This is a genomic window from Lipingzhangella halophila (genome assembly GCF_014203805.1).
In the GTDB taxonomy this organism is placed as follows: domain Bacteria; phylum Actinomycetota; class Actinomycetes; order Streptosporangiales; family Streptosporangiaceae; genus Lipingzhangella; species Lipingzhangella halophila.
This window is the reverse complement of the sequence record NZ_JACHJT010000001.1, coordinates 5,148,159-5,162,882: the sequence shown is the minus strand read 5'-3', so window position 1 is coordinate 5,162,882 and position 14,724 is coordinate 5,148,159. Positions and strand designations below refer to the sequence as shown.

Below are 14,724 nucleotides of genomic sequence, written 5' to 3'. Positions count from 1 at the left end.
GCGGCCAGGCCGTGTGACATCGACGGACCTATCCGGACCGGTCCACGGTGACGAGTAGAGCCACGAGGAGCACCGGTGGGGCACCCGTGACGCCTGGGCGTCCCGGTCCCACCTGGGGAGGACGGCGCACGTGGGTGGTTGCGATTCGAGAGACGCGTCACCGGTGGGCGCTGAGCGGATGCCGCGCGCAGTGCGGCGAGCGGGCGGGGCGCTGGTCGTGGCGGGGTGCGCCCTGGCCACTGTGGCCGGATGCGGGCTGTGGGGGGGTCCTGATGTGCCCGATGACTTCACCACCGCTGAGATCGAGACCATCGAGGTGTCGCATCCGCCCGGCTGGGACCGGTCCGCGGCCAGGGACGAGGACGGTGTCCCGAACGAGAAGGTGACGGCCGTCGACATAGTGCATGAGGAGGAGGGTGTTGAGGCGGCGCGCGTCAGCGTCGTGCACCAGATGGAGTTCGGCCGGTCACCGGAGTTCGCGGTGGGGGTCGCCGTGCGTCAGCGCAACGGGGTCCTGCCGCGGTACCGCGACGAACGCGAGAAAGTGTTCAACACCGGGGCCGAGGGTGCCTACCGGGTCGACTTCAGTTTCGAGGACCCCGACGGCGAGGTCACCGGCGAGGAGGGCGCCACGACCAAGGGCATCGACATCGTCATGGTCGGCCGCGACCACTACGCGCACCACGTGAGCGTGAGCTGGAACCCCGACCGGTTTGACTCCGCGACCGCCGAGCAGATCGCCGAGACGGTGTACCTGCACGACTAGGGCAGGTTCGGTGGGCCGGCAGCGGTGGGCAGGCTCGTCGCCCTCCCCGGGCCGCAGTGGTACAGACCAATCCGGGTAAGGTCGGGTGTATGACAGCGGTGAGCGCGGAGCGCGCCAGTGCGCGCCAGGAGATGCCCGACCAGTTGCGCGGCGATGTCCGGCTGCTGGGCGAGATGCTGGGCCAGGTGGTGGCCGAGAGCGGTGGTGCGGACCTCCTGGCCGACGTCGAGCGGTTGCGGCGGGCGGTCATCGGCGCCCGCGACGGCTCCGTCAGCGGCGACGAGATCACGGCGCTCGTCGGGTCGTGGCCCCTGGAGCGGGCGAAGCAGGTCGCCCGCGCGTTCACGGTGTACTTCCACCTCGCCAATCTCGCCGAGGAGCACCAGCGCATCCGCGCCCTGCGCGAGCGCGATGACGCCGACAACCCGCCACACGAGTCCCTGGCCGCAGCCGTGCGCCAGATCCGCGAGAACTCCGGCGAGTCCACGCTGCGCTCCCTGATCGAGGGCATGGAGTTCCACCCGGTGCTGACCGCCCACCCGACCGAGGCGCGGCGCCGCGCCGTGTCCACGGCGATTCTGCGCATCAGCGGCCAACTCGAAGGGTTGCGGAGTGCCCATCCGGGCAGCACGGTCGAGGCCGAGGCGCGCCGGCGCCTCACCGAGGAGATCGACCTGCTCTGGCGCACCTCCCAACTGCGCTACACCAAGCTCGACCCGCTCGACGAGGTCCGCACCGCGCTCTCCGCGTTCGACGAGACCATCTTCGACGTTGTCCCGCAGATCTACCGGTCGCTGAGCACCGCCCTCGACCCCGAGGGCGCCGGGCGCAACCCCGCGCGCGCCAAGCCCTTCGTGCGGTACGGCAGTTGGATCGGGGGCGACCGCGACGGCAACCCCTACGTCACGCACGAGGTCACCCGTGAGGCGATCACCATCCAGTCCGAGCACGTGCTGCGGGCGCTTGAGGAGGCCTGCGGCCGGGTCGGCGCCACACTGACCGCCTACAGCAACCTCACCCCGGCCAGCGAGGACCTGCGCGACACGCTGGCCACCGCACAGGCGGCACACCCCCGAGTGATGGCCGAGATCACCAAGCGCTCGCCCAACGAGCCGCACCGCCAGTTGCTGATGTTCGCCACCCAGCGCATCCGGGCCACCCGCGAGCGCAACGCCGACCTCGCCTACTCCGGCCCCGAGTCGCTGCTATCGGACCTGCGCACCGTGCAGGAGTCGCTGACCGCAGCGGGCGCCCACCGGCAGGCCAACGGCGAGCTGCAGCACCTGATCTGGCAGGTCGAGACGTTCGGGTTCCATCTCGCCGAACTGGAGATCCGCCAGCACAGCGAAGTGCACGCGCAGGCCCTGCAGGAGGTGCGCGCGGGCGGGAAGCTTTCGGAGATGACCGAGGAGGTCCTGGCCACCCTGCGGGTCGTCGCCTGGATCCAGGAGCGCTTCGGCGAGGCCGCCTGCTCGCGCTACATAATCAGCTTCACCCGTTCGGCCGCCGACATCGCCGCCGTGTACGAGCTGGCCGCGCACGCCCTGCCGGCCGGCCGGTCCCCGGCGCTCGACGTCATCCCGCTGTTCGAGACCGGCGCCGACCTTGAGGCGGCTCCCCGGGTACTCGACGGCATGCTGCAGCTTCCCGACGTGCAACGCCGGCTGCACCAGACCGGTCGCCGCATGGAGGCCATGCTCGGCTACAGCGACTCCGCCAAGGACGTCGGGCCGGTGAGCGCCACGTTGCGGCTGTACGACGCCCAGGCTCAGCTCGCCTCCTGGGCCCGGGACAACGACGTCACGCTCACCCTGTTCCACGGCCGCGGCGGCTCCCTGGGCCGCGGCGGCGGTCCGGCCAGCCGCGCGCTGCTCGCCCAGGCACCGGGTTCGGTGAACGGGCGGTTCAAGGTGACCGAGCAGGGCGAGGTCATCTTCGCCCGCTACGCCCAACCGGCCATCGCCCGCCGGCACATCGAGCAGGTGGGTCACGCGGTGCTCATGGCCTCCGACGACAGCGTCCAGGAGCACGCGCGCGGCGCGGCCGAGCGGTTCCGGCAACTTGCCGACCAGGTGGCCGACGCCGCCTACACCTGCTACCGCTCGCTGATCGACACCGACGGCTTCGCCGAGTGGTTCTCCCGGGTGAGCCCGCTGGAGGAGTTGGGCGAGCTGCGGTTGGGCTCGCGTCCTTCCCGCCGGTCGGCCGCCCGCGGCCTCGACGACCTGCGCGCCATTCCCTGGGTGTTCGCCTGGACCCAGACCCGCGTCAACCTGCCCGGCTGGTACGGGCTGGGTACCGGCCTGGCCGCCGCAGACGACCTCGCGGAGCTGCGCCGCGCGTACAACGAGTGGCCGCTGTTCGCCTCGCTGCTCGACAACGCGGAGATGAGCCTGGCCAAGACCGACCGGACGATCGCTGAGCGGTACCTGAGCCTGGGAGGCCGTCCCGAGCTGACCGAGCACGTGCTCGCCGAGTACGACCGCACGCGTGACCTCGTCCTCAAGGTGACCGGGCACGATCGGCTGCTGGAGAACCGCCGCGTGCTCTCGCGCGCCGTCGACCTGCGCAACCCGTACGTCGACGCGCTGTCGCACCTGCAGTTGCGCGCGTTGAAGGCGCTGCGCGACGAGGGGGCGGAGCTGTCCGGCGACGACCAGTACCACCTGGAGCGCCTGCTCCTGCTGTCCGTGAACGGTGTCGCCGCCGGGTTGCAGAACACCGGTTAACCCGCGTTCCCGGGCGCGGGGCGCCGCTCTCGGGTAGTTGAATTGGACCATGGGGAACTCGCCGTACACCGATCTCGACCGGCCGCCGTTGCGGGCGGCCTCGTTGACCCGTGCGCTCGTCCGGCCGGACTCGCTCTGGCGCGAGATCGACGTGCGGGAAGAAGCCGCCTCCACCAACACCGAACTGGCGCGGCGCGCCCGCGACGACGCACCGCACGGGACCGTGCTGGTGGCCGACCACCAGACAGCGGGCCGGGGGCGGCTGGACCGGACGTTCACGACCCCGGCGCGCGCCGCGCTCACGTTCTCGGTGCTGGTGCGCCCGGACGTCCCGGTAAACCGGTACGGGTGGCTGCCGCTGCTCATGGGTGTTGCCGCGGTACGCGGCATCGGGCGGATAGCCGAGGTGACCGCCCAGCTCAAGTGGCCGAACGACGTGCTGGCGGCGGCCGAGCCCGGGGCGGTCGCCGGGCGCAAGCTCGCCGGCATCCTCTCCGAGGCGGTGGGCGAGCCGGAGGGAGGCGCGATCGTCATCGGCATGGGGCTGAACGTCTCCCAGCGGCGCGCGGAGCTGCCGGTCGACTCCGGCACGTCGCTGGCGCTGGAGGGAGCCGCACACCCCGACCGCGACCTGCTGCTGCGTGCCGTCCTGCGCGCCTTCGCCACCAGCTACCAGGCGTGGGTGGACCATGGTGGCGATGCCGAGGCGAGCGGGCTCGCCCGGGAGTACCGGGAGCAGTGCGGCACTATCGGCCGGACAGTGCGCGTGCACCTGCCCGGCGGCCGGGTGCTGGAGGGGCGGACCACCGGTGTCGACGCCGACGGCCGTCTCACCGTGCGGGATACGGAAGGCGCTGTGCAGGCGCTGAGCGCGGGCGACGTCGTGCATGTCCGGCCGCCCGAGTGAGCCCGCCGGTTCCGTGCCGTTGCCGAAGCTGGTCGCCAAGGGGCTCTGCCTGGCGGGCCAGGCTGTGTCAGTATGCGTGGTATGGGGATCGCTGACCGTCACCTTGCCGGGGACGAGGAGCTGGTGCACTTCACCCGCCAGCACTGGACCACCCTGATCGGGGAGTTCCTGCTGCTGATCGTCATCATCGCCGTCGCGGCCGGGCTGGTGTGGGTGATCCCGGCGGGTGAGGAGTGGGGCCCGTGGGCCACCTACGTGGTGATCGGCCTCGCGGTGCTCGCCGCACTGGTGTTCTGGCTCGTCCCGCTGCTGAAGTGGTGGAACACCGTCTACATCCTGAGCACCCGGCGGCTGATGGAGCGGTACGGCCTGCTGTCCAAACATGGTCGCGACATGCCCCTGATGCGCGTCAACGATGTCACGTTCAGCATCTCCCTGTGGGAACGCATCATGCGCTACGGCACGTTGTCCATCCAGTCGGCCTCTGAGCAGGAGGGCATGGTGCTGGAACGCGTTCCGCGAGTGCAGTGGCTGCAGAGCGAGATCTACCGGCAGGTCGACGAGGCGCAGCGGCGCGACTATCCGCCCGGCCAGGGGGGACAGCCCCCGCAGAGTGGACACTGAGTGCCGGTGCCCGCCGCCGGTGGCTGCCTGGTCAGGGGCGCGCGATTCCTTGACGGGCCCGACCCCCGGGTACTAAACCGACAGGCACACGCACGTAAGGTGCCATCCGACCGGCTGGTGCCGGGCTTCCCAGCGCCGCACCAGCCCTGAACACGAAGAGAATGTATGTCGCCGCGTCCCGACCCGCAAGAGATCGAAGCCGTCCTGCTGGGGGGCGAAGCACTGTACACCCGGGACGAGGCAGTGCGGCGGGCCGGGGCCAGTCCGGAGTTCTCCGCCCGGATCTGGCGCGCGCTCGGCTTCACGACCCGGGACGACGACGATCCCGCGTTCACCGAGAGTGATGTCGAGGCGCTGCGCATCACCTCGCGCCTCCTGGAAGAGGACATCCTGGACGAGGAGGCCGCGGTCCGGATGGCGCGTGCCATGGGGCAGACGATGGCCCGCCTGGCCGAATGGCAGACCAGCATTCTCACGACGCTGTCGCACAAGCCGGAAACCACCACCGACGAGTCCGGGATCAGCCCGCTCGTGGAGCTGGCGAAGGACCTGCTTCCCGACATCGAGCGGCTGCTGCTGCACATCTGGCGCCGGCAGCTCGCCGCGTCCGCGGCGCGGACCCTCGCGGTCATGCAGAACAACGACGATGCCGCGCCCACGTACTTCCCGCTGGTCGTCGGGTTCGCCGACCTGGTGTCGTTCACGACGCTGAGCCGGGAGCTCGACGAGGTGGAGCTGGCCGAGGTGGTCGAGGGGTTCGAGGCCACCGCGGCTGACATCGTGGCCTCGGGTGGCGGCCGGCTGATCAAGACACTCGGCGACGAGGTCCTCTACGTCAGTAACTCCTCCCGGGGCGCCGCCGAGATCGCGTTGCAGCTCGCCGACGGCGTCAAGACGCACGTCGAGGTGCCCGACGTCCGGGTCGGACTCGCCTACGGGCCCGTGCTCGCGTTGCTCGGCGATGTCTTCGGCACGACGGTGAACCGGTCCAGCCGCCTTACCTCGTTCGCGCGTCCGGGCACCGTCCTGATCGACGACGCCCTCGCCGCCCAGCTCGCGGACGACGCGTCGTTCCAGGTCGTCGCGGCGCGTCCGCGGCACGCGCACGGACTCGGCCAGTTGCAGCCCTACGCCCTGCGCCGCAGCCTGGACGTGAGCCAGTCAGCGGGCGGCTAACCTGCAGGAGCCGGGGGTGCGGCGGTAGCCCGGGTCGAAGTAACCGAGATCTTTTCCGCGAAACCGCCGTCCGGCATGTTGGTTACGTACACGAGCTCCAGCACGAAGGAGTCTGGCATGGCGCACGAAGTCAGGGCGGTTGTCTCGCGGAAAAAGGACGATCCGGTCAGCGTCGAGACCATTGTCGTACCGGACCCCGGCCCAGGTGAGGCGGTGGTCGATGTCCAGGCGTGCGGGGTGTGCCACACTGATCTGGCCTACCGCCAAGGCGGTATCAACGACGAGTTTCCCTTCCTGCTGGGCCACGAGGCCGCGGGCGTCGTCAGCGAGGTTGGTCCCGGCGTCACCGAGGTCGAGCCCGGCGACTTCGTGATCCTCAACTGGCGTGCCGTCTGCGGGCGGTGCCGGGCCTGCGAACGCGGTCGCACCTGGTACTGCTTCGACACCCACAACGCGACCCAACCGATGACCCTGAGCGACGGCACGCCGCTGTCACCGGCGCTGGGTATCGGGGCCTTCGCGGAGAAGACGCTGGTCGCCGCCGGGCAGTGCACCAAGGTCAACCCCGAGGTGCGCCCTGCTGTGGCGGGCCTGCTGGGGTGCGGCGTCATGGCCGGAATGGGCGCGGCGCTGAACACGGGCGGGGTCACTCGGGGCGACTCCGTCGCGGTGATCGGCTGCGGCGGCGTGGGCAACGCCGCGATCGCCGGGGCGAAGCTGGCCGGCGCCACGCGTATCATCGGCGTCGATGTCGACGAGCGCAAGCTCGAATGGGCGACCGGGTTCGGCGCCACCCACACTGTGAACTCCCGTGAGCACTCTCCTGTCGAGGCGGTGCAGGAGCTGACCGGGGGCAATGGCGCCGATGTTGTGATCGACGCCGTGGGCCGGCCGGAAACATACCGGCAGGCGTTCTATGCTCGGGACCTGGCGGGAACGGTGGTTCTTGTCGGGGTTCCCACCCCTGACATGCGGATCGACCTGCCGCTGCTCGATGTCTTCGGGCGCGGCGGCGCGCTCAAGTCGTCGTGGTACGGCGACTGCCTGCCCTCGCGGGACTTCCCGATGCTGGTTGACTTGTACCTGGGGGGCCGGCTCGATCTGGCCGGGTTCGTGACCGAGGAAATCGCACTGGACGGCGTTGAGGAGGCCTTCGACAAGATGCACCGTGGTGAAGTACTGCGTTCGGTGGTGGTCAGCTAAATGGCCGCCGCGCAGATTCCGGTGGACAAGGTCGTCACGTCGGGGGTCTTCCGCCTCGACGGTGGCGAGTTCGACGTCGACAACAATGTCTGGATCGTCGGGAACGAGCGCACAGCGATCGTGATCGACGCCGCGCACGACCACGAGGAGATCGCTCGCGCCCTGGGTGATCGCGAGCTGATGGCGATCGTGTGCACGCACGCGCACAACGATCACATCAACGCCGCGGCACAGCTCGCCGACCTCACCGACGCGCCGATCCTGGTGCATCCCGACGACACACCGCTGTGGAACATGGTCTACCCCGACCGCGAGCCCGATGCTCCCTTGCTGCACGGCGAGCGCCTGCAAGCGGGCGACGTCGAGCTGCAGGTACTGCACACGCCGGGGCACGCGCCCGGTGCGGTCAGCCTGTACGCGCCGGGCCCGGGCGTCGTCTTCACCGGCGACACCATGTTCCAGGGCGGGCCGGGGGCCACCGGCCGCTCGTACTCCGACTACCCGACCATCCTCTCCTCGATCCGCGACCACCTGCTCCCGTTGCCGGGCGCCACGGTGGTGCACACCGGGCACGGGCCGTCCACCTCGATCGAGGCGGAGGCGCCGAACCTGCGGGAGCTGATCGCCGAGATGGAGAGCGGAGAGGAGCACCTGAGCGGCTAGGCGGCGCTCTTTGGCGAGCAAGCTCGCCGGGTTGTGTGCTGGTCTTGAGGATTTCGTCCCTTCGTAGCGCGCTGCGGGAACTAAATCCTCAAGATCGCCGATGAGCGCGCCCCCCATCACCGATCTAGGCCTAGACCGGGCCGGTGATCTTCGTCAGGCCGCCGGCGCTCGACGGGAGGAAGAGGGCGAACGTGGTGGGCCGCGTCTGGATCAGCTCCACCCGTGCGCCCTCGGACTCGGCGATGTGCCGGGCCAGGGCAAGACCCAGACCGGTTCCGTTTCCGCTGGTCACCTCGCGTTCGAAGATCCTGCCGGACATGTGCTCGGGGATGCCGTCCCCCTGGTCGCTGACCTCGATACGGACGGACTGGCCAGCCTCCACACGGTGCACGGTCACTGTCCCCGCGCCGTGCTTATAGGCGTTCTCCACCAGCGTGGCCAGTATCTGTGACAGGTCGGTGGGCACGGTCATGGCGGTGAGCCCGCCCGAACCGGTCATCTCCAGGGAACGGCCCTCCTGTTGGAACACCGGATCCCACTCGTCCACGCACTGCTGCAGGACGTCGTCGATCGGGACCGGTTCCACCTCGGGGTGCTGGCTCTTGCGGGCCCGGCCCAGCAGGCTCTCGACCGTCTCGACCAGCCGTTCGGCCTGGGCGAGCGCCGCCTCTCCCTCCTCGCGCACGACCTCGGGGTTGTTCGACTCGGCGAGGATCTCTTCGAGGCGCATCGTGAGCGCGGTCAGCGGGGTGCGCAACTGGTGGGAGGCGTCGGTGGCGAAATGCCGTTCGGTGGCGATGAGCCCCGCGATGCGTTCGGCGCTGCGGTCCAGTACCTCGGCGACCCGGTCGGCCTCGGGGATGCCGTAGCGGTGCCCCCAGGGCGTGGTGACACCCGAGCCGAGGCGTTCCGCGGTCGCGGCGAGGTCGACCAGGGGCAGGGTGAGCCGTCGGGCCTGCAGCATGGCCAGGCCCACGGCCACCGCGATCGCGAGCAGCGACAGCGAGGCGATGCCCAGCCAGGCGTTGATGACGCTCTCCTGGAGCTGGGCGGTGGAGCGCCACACCGAGATCTCGGCGCCGGACTCGGAGGTGGCTGACGCGTCCAGGGTGGAGGGAGCGTCGGGGGCGCGGGGGTCGATGTCCCAGCCGCCGGTCCTGATCGGCTCGCCGTTCCCGGCGCGGGTGATTTCGATGTACAGCCGGGAGTGCTCGTCCGCGAGCTCGTCCGGCTGGATCTGGCCTTCCCGTTCGAGCTGTGCGTCGACCTCGGCACCGATGACCTCGGCCTCGCGTTGCAGTGCGTTGACGTTCGCGCTGTAGACGGACTTGTACGTCAACGCCCCCAGCGGCAGCCCGAGGAGCATGACCGCGATGACGGTAACCACCAGTGTGGAGAACAGCATCCGCCTGCGCATGTCACCCCTTGCTCGCGTAGCCCCGTGATGTTCCAGTATGGGGTGCGACGCCGCAGGTCAGTCTATTCTCGTTCGAATCGGAAACCGACGCCTCGGACCGTGGTGATGTAAGAGGGATGGGTGGCGTCGTCGCCGAGTTTGCGCCGCAGCCACGAAATGTGCATGTCCAGCGTCTTGGTGGAACCCCACCAGTTGGTGTCCCACACTTCCCGCATAATCTGCTCGCGGGTGACCACCTTTCCGGCGTCGCGTACCAGCACCCGCAGCAGGTCGAACTCTTTTGTGGTGAGTTGGAGTTCCCGGTCGCCGATCCAGGCGCGCCGGGAGTCGTTGTCGATGCGCACGCCGTGCACGACGGGTACCTCGGCCCCGCCGCGGCGCAGCAGCGCACGTACCCGGGCGAGCAGCTCGGCCAGGCGAAACGGCTTCGTGACGTAGTCATCAGCCCCCGTGTCCAGGCCAACAACAGTATCGACCTCGTCGGCGCGCGCGGTGAGGATCAGGATAGGGGTGCCGTGGCCTTCGGCGCGGAGCCGGCGTGCGACCTCTAGGCCGTCCATTTCGGGCAGCCCGAGATCGAGGACCATAAGGTCGGTATCCCCGGTCCTAGCCCGGTCGAGAGTTTCCACACCGCTCACGGTGACATCCACCGAGTACCCTTCGCGGCGGAGCGCGCGTGCGAGCGGCTCGGAGATGGAGACATCGTCTTCGGCCAGCAAAACGCAGGTCATGTATCTGATGTTAAAACGGACCGGCGGTGTTTCCCTATGATGCGCGCCGTGCGAACGCGGGTTGACCGAAAACACGGAAGCCGCAAAATGGGAAAATCTTCGCTAATCGCGCGACTTTTCCACAGATTTTACGGTTTCCTGGCCGGACTATTGCGTGGAACGCGCCGGCGGAGAACAGAAGCTATCCGGAATGCACCGGGTCCTCGGGCTCCGCCGTGTCGCTGGTGCCGCTGGACGCGGTACCGGTGGCCTCCGGGAAGACCCACCGCTTATAGGACCAGTACCGGAACAGGGTGCCCAGCCCGACACCGATGAAGTTGCCCGAGATGTTGTTGGCCAACTGGCTGTCGAACCCGAGAACGTAGACGCTCACCCACACGCACAGCAGTTGGATCAGCATCCCGACGCCGTTCATGATGAAGAACAGCGTGTACTCGCGGTGCAGGCCGGTCCGCGCCCGGTGGGGGAACGTCCAGTGGCGGTGCCCGATGAACGCCACGATCATGGAGATCAAGGCGCCCAAGCCCTGGCCGACCATCGACGGCAGGTCGAACACGGCCCAGAAGAGGTTCGTTGTGGCGATCTGCACCACATAGGCGACGGCACCGACGGATGCGAACCGGGCGAGTTCGTGGAGCAGCCACCTGAAGCGGCGGTAGAGCGCTGCGACCGGTCGCACGAGGGGACGCCTTCCTCTTCCCGGGTGGTCATTAGACTCCCTGGGGAGCACAATCAGGAGCCTCGTGGCAGCCTATGCGGTCTCGCGCACCACGAGCGAACCAACGAACTGAGGCACAGTGAGCGAGCGTAACCGGCCCGTCCCCCGCGTCGGCATGGTCGGCGGTGGCCAGCTTGCCCGGATGACGCACCAGGCGGCCATCCCCCTGGACATCGACTTCCGCGTCCTCGCCGGGTCCACCAGTGACAGCGCCGCCCTGGTCTGCGGCGACGTCCAGCTCGGCGACGACCGCGGCCTGGCCGACCTGCTGACCTTCGCGAAGTCCTGTGACATCGTCACCTTCGACCACGAGCATGTGCCCGAGCCGGTCCTGCGCGAGGTCGAAGCGGCCGGGGCGGTGGTCCGGCCGAGCCGCGACGCGCTGCGCTACGCGCAGGACAAGGTGCGCATGCGTACCCGCGCCGCGGAGCTCTCCGCGCCCAGCCCGCGTTGGCGCGCGGTGACCTCAATCGGCCACGTCGAGTCGTTCGGCGCCGAGGTGGGCTGGCCGGTCGTGCTCAAGGCGGCCAGCGGCGGCTACGACGGCAAAGGCGTGTGGATGGCCGACTCCGTTGAGCAGGCACGCACCGTGCTGGACCGCGCGGTCGCCACCGAGACCCCGATGATGGTGGAGGAGCGGGTGGCCTTCCGGCGCGAGCTCGCCGTGCAGGTCGCACGCTCGCCCTACGGACAGGTCGCGGCGTACCCGGTGGTCGAGACCGTGCAGAGCGGCGGCATCTGCCACGAGGTGATCGCGCCCGCTCCCGGGCTCGACGAGGAGCGGGCCACCCACGCCCAGCAGCTCGCGATCGAGCTCGCGCACGCGCTCGGCGTCACGGGGATGCTCGCGGTGGAGCTCTTCGAGACCGGCGACGGGGTGGTTGTCAACGAGCTGGCTATGCGCCCGCACAACTCCGGGCACTGGACCATCGACGGCGCCCGCACCTCCCAGTTCGAGCAGCATCTGCGCGCCGTCCTCGACCTGCCCCTGGGGTCGCCGCGGGCCACCGCGCCCTATACGGTCATGGCCAATGTGCTCGGCGGGGAGGACCCCGGAGTTTTCGACCGGTACGTTCACGTGATGGCCAGGGACCCCGAACTCAAGACGCACTTCTACGGCAAGCAGGTTCGGCCCGGCCGCAAGATCGGGCATGTCACGGTTCAGGGCGACGACCACAACGAGCTTCTCGAACGTGCCCGGACCGCGGCCGCATACCTCAAGGGAGACGCGAAGTGACCGAGACTGACCCGACGGTCGGCATCGTGATGGGCAGTGATTCCGACTGGCCCGTCATGCAGGAGGCCGCCTCGGCGCTGGAGGTGTTCGACCTCAGCTACGAGGCCGATGTTGTCTCCGCGCACCGGATGCCGCAGGACATGATCAACTACGGCTCGCAGGCCGCCGAGCGCGGGCTGAAGGTGATCATCGCCGGGGCGGGCGGGGCGGCCCACCTGCCCGGGATGCTGGCCGCGGTCACGCCGCTGCCGGTGATCGGGGTGCCGGTCCCGCTGAAGCACCTTGACGGGATGGACTCGTTGCTGTCCATCGTGCAGATGCCGGCCGGGGTTCCCGTCGCGACGGTCGCGGTGGGCGCCGCGCGCAACGCGGGACTCCTCGCGGTGCGCATGCTCGCCATGCACAACCCCGAGCTGCGCGAGCGGATGGTCGACTTCCAGGCCGACCTGCGGACCCAGGCGCAGGAGAAGGGCGAGCGCCTGCGCCGGCAGGTGGGCAGCGACAGCCCGGCCATCGGCTTCAGCGTGGACGGCTGAGGCCGACGACGTTTTTCGAACCAGGTGGCCGTCTGGGTCGGGCGCCGCCGGGGTTCTGGAGGGTCCGTAGGTGGGGCGTCCGCGAGTGGCGGAGCTGATTGGGCGGCACACCGGAGGTGCCCGAAGGTTCCCGGCTTCGGGGCGCCCGACCCGGGTGAGCGGCAGCGAGCCCAGAAAACACTGCCTAGATCGGTGATGTGGGTGGGTGGTGGGGCGCCTAACGAGGGCGGCGAGGACGGCGAGTGGCCCGGCCCCGGGTGATCGCTATGGGTGCCCGATGGTTGCGCGCGCGACGAGGGCAGCGAAGGCGCCGGCCCCGCGGGAACCGTGCCTTTGCGGGCGCCAGTGCTGCCGTCCGGCGGCGGGGCGCGCATCGAGGATGACTGTGCGGACGTTCTCGGCGATGGGCCGCGGCGAGAGTGACCGAGAGGACATTCTCGTCGCTGACCTTGTCCCCACGGACACTCTCGCCGCGGACCCCGCACCCACACCTGCCCGTTTCGCCGTGTTTCCCCGGAGTCTGGCGCCACAGTCACGACCGATGGGCCCCAGCCACGGGCCAGACCCCGGTCGTCGGGCGCGTCACCACCGGGCACCCGAACCGATCACCCGGGGGCCGGCCCACCGCCGTCCTCGCCGCCCCGTCGGGCACCGCACCACGAACCCACATCACCGATCTAGGGTCGGCCTAGTGCCCGGTAGGTCCAGTTGTGGGCGCGCCACTCCACCGCGTCGAGCGCGTTGCGGCCGTCGACGATGTTGCACTGCGCCACAACCTTGGCGAGCTCGTCGGGGTCGGCGTCGCGGAACTCGGCCCACTCGGTGAGCATCAGCACGACATCGGCGTCCCGGACCGCCTCCAGCATGGAGTGCGCGTAGTTGAGTTCCGGGTGCGCTTCCTTCGCACGCTCCAGGGCCTCGGGGTCGTAGACGGTCACCCGCGCGCCCTGCGAGGCGATCGTCGAGGCGACGTCGAGCGCCGGGGAGTCGCGGATGTCGTCGGAGTTGGGTTTGAACGCGGCGCCCAGCACCCCCACGGTCCGGTCGGCGAACCCGCCGCCGATGAGCCCTCGTGCGATGTCGATCGTGCGGGCCCGGCGGCGCTGGTTGATGGCGTCGACCTCGCGCAGGAACGACAGCGCGGGCTCGACGCCGAGCTCGTCGGCGCGGGCCATGAAGGCGCGGATGTCCTTGGGGAGGCAGCCGCCGCCGAACCCGAGGCCCGGGCCGAGGAACTTGCCGCCGATGCGGTCGTCGTAGGAGAGCGCCTTGGCCAGCTTCATGACGTCGGCCCCGGCGGCCTCGGACACCTCGGCCATGGCGTTGATGAAGGAGATTTTGGTGGCCAGGAACGCGTTCGCCGAGACCTTGACCAGCTCGGCAGTTTGCAGGTCGGTCACCAGGAACGGGATGCCCTGCTCGATCTGCGGGGCCGAGATCTCCCGCATGACCGCCTCGACGCGCGTGGACTCGGTGCCGATGACGATCCGGTTGGGCCGCAGGGTGTCCTCGACGCCGAAGCCCTCGCGCAGGAACTCCGGGCTCCAGCCGAGCTCGACGTCCGTACCGGCCGGTGCGGCGGCGTGCAGCCGGTCCGCCACGCGGGTGGCGGTGCCCACGGGAACAGTGGACTTGCCGATAACGACGGCCGGCCGGGTCAGGTGGGGAGCCAGGCTCTCGATGGCCGCCTCGACGAAGCTGAGATCGGCGGCGTTGGAGTCGGAGCGCTGCGGTGTCCCGACGCAGAGGAAGTGGACGTCGGCGAATTCGGCGACCTCGGTGTAGTCGGAGGTGAAACGCAGCCGTCCGGCGGCCAGGTTGCGGTTCAGGACCTCCTCCAGGCCGGGCTCGTAGAACGGGATGCGTCCGGCCGAGAGGCTGTCTACCTTGGCCTGGTCGACGTCCAGCCCCAGCACGTCAAAGCCGAGATCGGCTATGCAGGCGGCATGCGTGGCACCCAGATACCCGGTGCCGATTACCGAGATCCTGCTGAGCTGTGCGTCGACCAATGGTTCGT

13 protein-coding genes are annotated in these 14,724 nt (G+C 69.7%); 9 read left to right on the top strand and 4 right to left on the bottom strand.

Features of this window, described 5'->3' with window-relative positions; all coding sequences use genetic code 11:
* The first annotated feature begins 178 nt into the window (after positions 1–178).
* From F4561_RS23455 to F4561_RS23425, 7 genes are all read left to right on the top strand, one after another.
* Complete coding sequence (locus tag F4561_RS23455) at positions 179–766, top strand: hypothetical protein (RefSeq protein ID WP_184581648.1); 588 nt, start codon at positions 179–181, stop codon at positions 764–766.
* Positions 767–897: 131 nt separating this feature from the next.
* Entirely contained in the window at positions 898–3,495 is a 2,598-nt protein-coding gene (locus F4561_RS23450; RefSeq protein WP_281384279.1) for a phosphoenolpyruvate carboxylase, read from the top strand.
* 49 nt (positions 3,496–3,544) lie between these two features.
* On the top strand, positions 3,545–4,402 hold the full coding sequence (locus F4561_RS23445) for a biotin--[acetyl-CoA-carboxylase] ligase (protein ID WP_184581646.1): 858 nt from the start codon (positions 3,545–3,547) through the stop codon (positions 4,400–4,402).
* Positions 4,403–4,483: 81 nt separating this feature from the next.
* Positions 4,484–5,026 (top strand): PH domain-containing protein, encoded by a 543-nt coding sequence (locus tag F4561_RS23440; protein WP_184581644.1) that lies wholly within the window; start codon positions 4,484–4,486, stop codon positions 5,024–5,026.
* Between the two features lie 165 nt (positions 5,027–5,191).
* Entirely contained in the window at positions 5,192–6,202 is a 1,011-nt protein-coding gene (locus F4561_RS23435; RefSeq protein WP_184581635.1) for an adenylate/guanylate cyclase domain-containing protein, read from the top strand.
* A 117-nt stretch (positions 6,203–6,319) separates the two neighbouring features.
* Positions 6,320–7,405: an S-(hydroxymethyl)mycothiol dehydrogenase gene (locus F4561_RS23430; RefSeq protein ID WP_184581633.1), complete on the top strand. Its 1,086-nt coding sequence runs from the start codon at positions 6,320–6,322 to the stop codon at positions 7,403–7,405.
* Positions 7,406–8,068 (top strand): MBL fold metallo-hydrolase, encoded by a 663-nt coding sequence (locus F4561_RS23425; RefSeq protein ID WP_184581631.1) that lies wholly within the window; start codon positions 7,406–7,408, stop codon positions 8,066–8,068.
* A 130-nt stretch (positions 8,069–8,198) separates the two neighbouring features.
* On the opposite strand, the gene F4561_RS23420 is transcribed toward F4561_RS23425, so the two are convergent.
* From F4561_RS23420 to F4561_RS23410, 3 genes are all read right to left on the bottom strand, one after another.
* Positions 8,199–9,485, bottom strand: coding sequence for a sensor histidine kinase (locus F4561_RS23420; protein WP_184581629.1), 1,287 nt, complete (start codon positions 9,483–9,485; stop codon positions 8,199–8,201).
* Positions 9,486–9,547: 62 nt separating this feature from the next.
* The gene (locus F4561_RS23415; protein ID WP_184581627.1) at positions 9,548–10,216 is read right to left on the bottom strand and encodes a response regulator transcription factor; all 669 of its coding nucleotides are present in this window, start codon (positions 10,214–10,216) and stop codon (positions 9,548–9,550) included.
* 181 nt (positions 10,217–10,397) lie between these two features.
* Entirely contained in the window at positions 10,398–10,895 is a 498-nt protein-coding gene (locus F4561_RS23410) for a GtrA family protein (RefSeq protein ID WP_184581625.1), read from the bottom strand.
* 118 nt (positions 10,896–11,013) lie between these two features.
* On the opposite strand from F4561_RS23410, the gene F4561_RS23405 reads away from it, so the two are divergent.
* Together F4561_RS23405 and purE are read left to right on the top strand one after the other, a co-directional pair.
* Positions 11,014–12,171 carry a 5-(carboxyamino)imidazole ribonucleotide synthase gene (locus tag F4561_RS23405; RefSeq protein WP_184581623.1) on the top strand — a complete coding sequence of 386 codons (1,158 nt, stop codon included), beginning with the start codon at positions 11,014–11,016 and terminating at the stop codon, positions 12,169–12,171.
* On the top strand, positions 12,168–12,707 hold the full coding sequence (purE, locus tag F4561_RS23400) for a 5-(carboxyamino)imidazole ribonucleotide mutase (protein WP_312885490.1): 540 nt from the start codon (positions 12,168–12,170) through the stop codon (positions 12,705–12,707). The genes F4561_RS23405 and purE overlap by 4 nt, the downstream gene beginning before the upstream one ends.
* 677 nt (positions 12,708–13,384) lie before the next feature.
* Here the strand turns inward: purE and F4561_RS23395 are convergent.
* A complete protein-coding gene (locus F4561_RS23395) occupies positions 13,385–14,716 on the bottom strand; it encodes a UDP-glucose dehydrogenase family protein (RefSeq protein WP_246437266.1) in 1,332 nt (443 codons plus the stop codon).
* Between the last annotated feature and the right edge of the window lie 8 nt (positions 14,717–14,724).

Excerpts from the sequence above, each read along its gene's own strand:
- F4561_RS23445 (WP_184581646.1), top strand. The coding sequence starts at position 3,545 with ATGGGGAACTCGCCGTACACCGATCTCGACCGGCCGCCGTTGCGGGCG.
- F4561_RS23450 (WP_281384279.1), top strand. The coding sequence starts at position 898 with ATGCCCGACCAGTTGCGCGGCGATGTCCGGCTGCTGGGCGAGATGCTG.
- F4561_RS23440 (WP_184581644.1), top strand. The coding sequence starts at position 4,484 with ATGGGGATCGCTGACCGTCACCTTGCCGGGGACGAGGAGCTGGTGCAC.
- F4561_RS23420 (WP_184581629.1), bottom strand. The coding sequence starts at position 9,485 with ATGCGCAGGCGGATGCTGTTCTCCACACTGGTGGTTACCGTCATCGCG.
- F4561_RS23415 (WP_184581627.1), bottom strand. The coding sequence starts at position 10,216 with ATGACCTGCGTTTTGCTGGCCGAAGACGATGTCTCCATCTCCGAGCCG.
- F4561_RS23455 (WP_184581648.1), top strand. The coding sequence starts at position 179 with ATGCCGCGCGCAGTGCGGCGAGCGGGCGGGGCGCTGGTCGTGGCGGGG.
- F4561_RS23430 (WP_184581633.1), top strand. The coding sequence starts at position 6,320 with ATGGCGCACGAAGTCAGGGCGGTTGTCTCGCGGAAAAAGGACGATCCG.
- F4561_RS23425 (WP_184581631.1), top strand. The coding sequence starts at position 7,406 with ATGGCCGCCGCGCAGATTCCGGTGGACAAGGTCGTCACGTCGGGGGTC.
- F4561_RS23435 (WP_184581635.1), top strand. The coding sequence starts at position 5,192 with ATGTCGCCGCGTCCCGACCCGCAAGAGATCGAAGCCGTCCTGCTGGGG.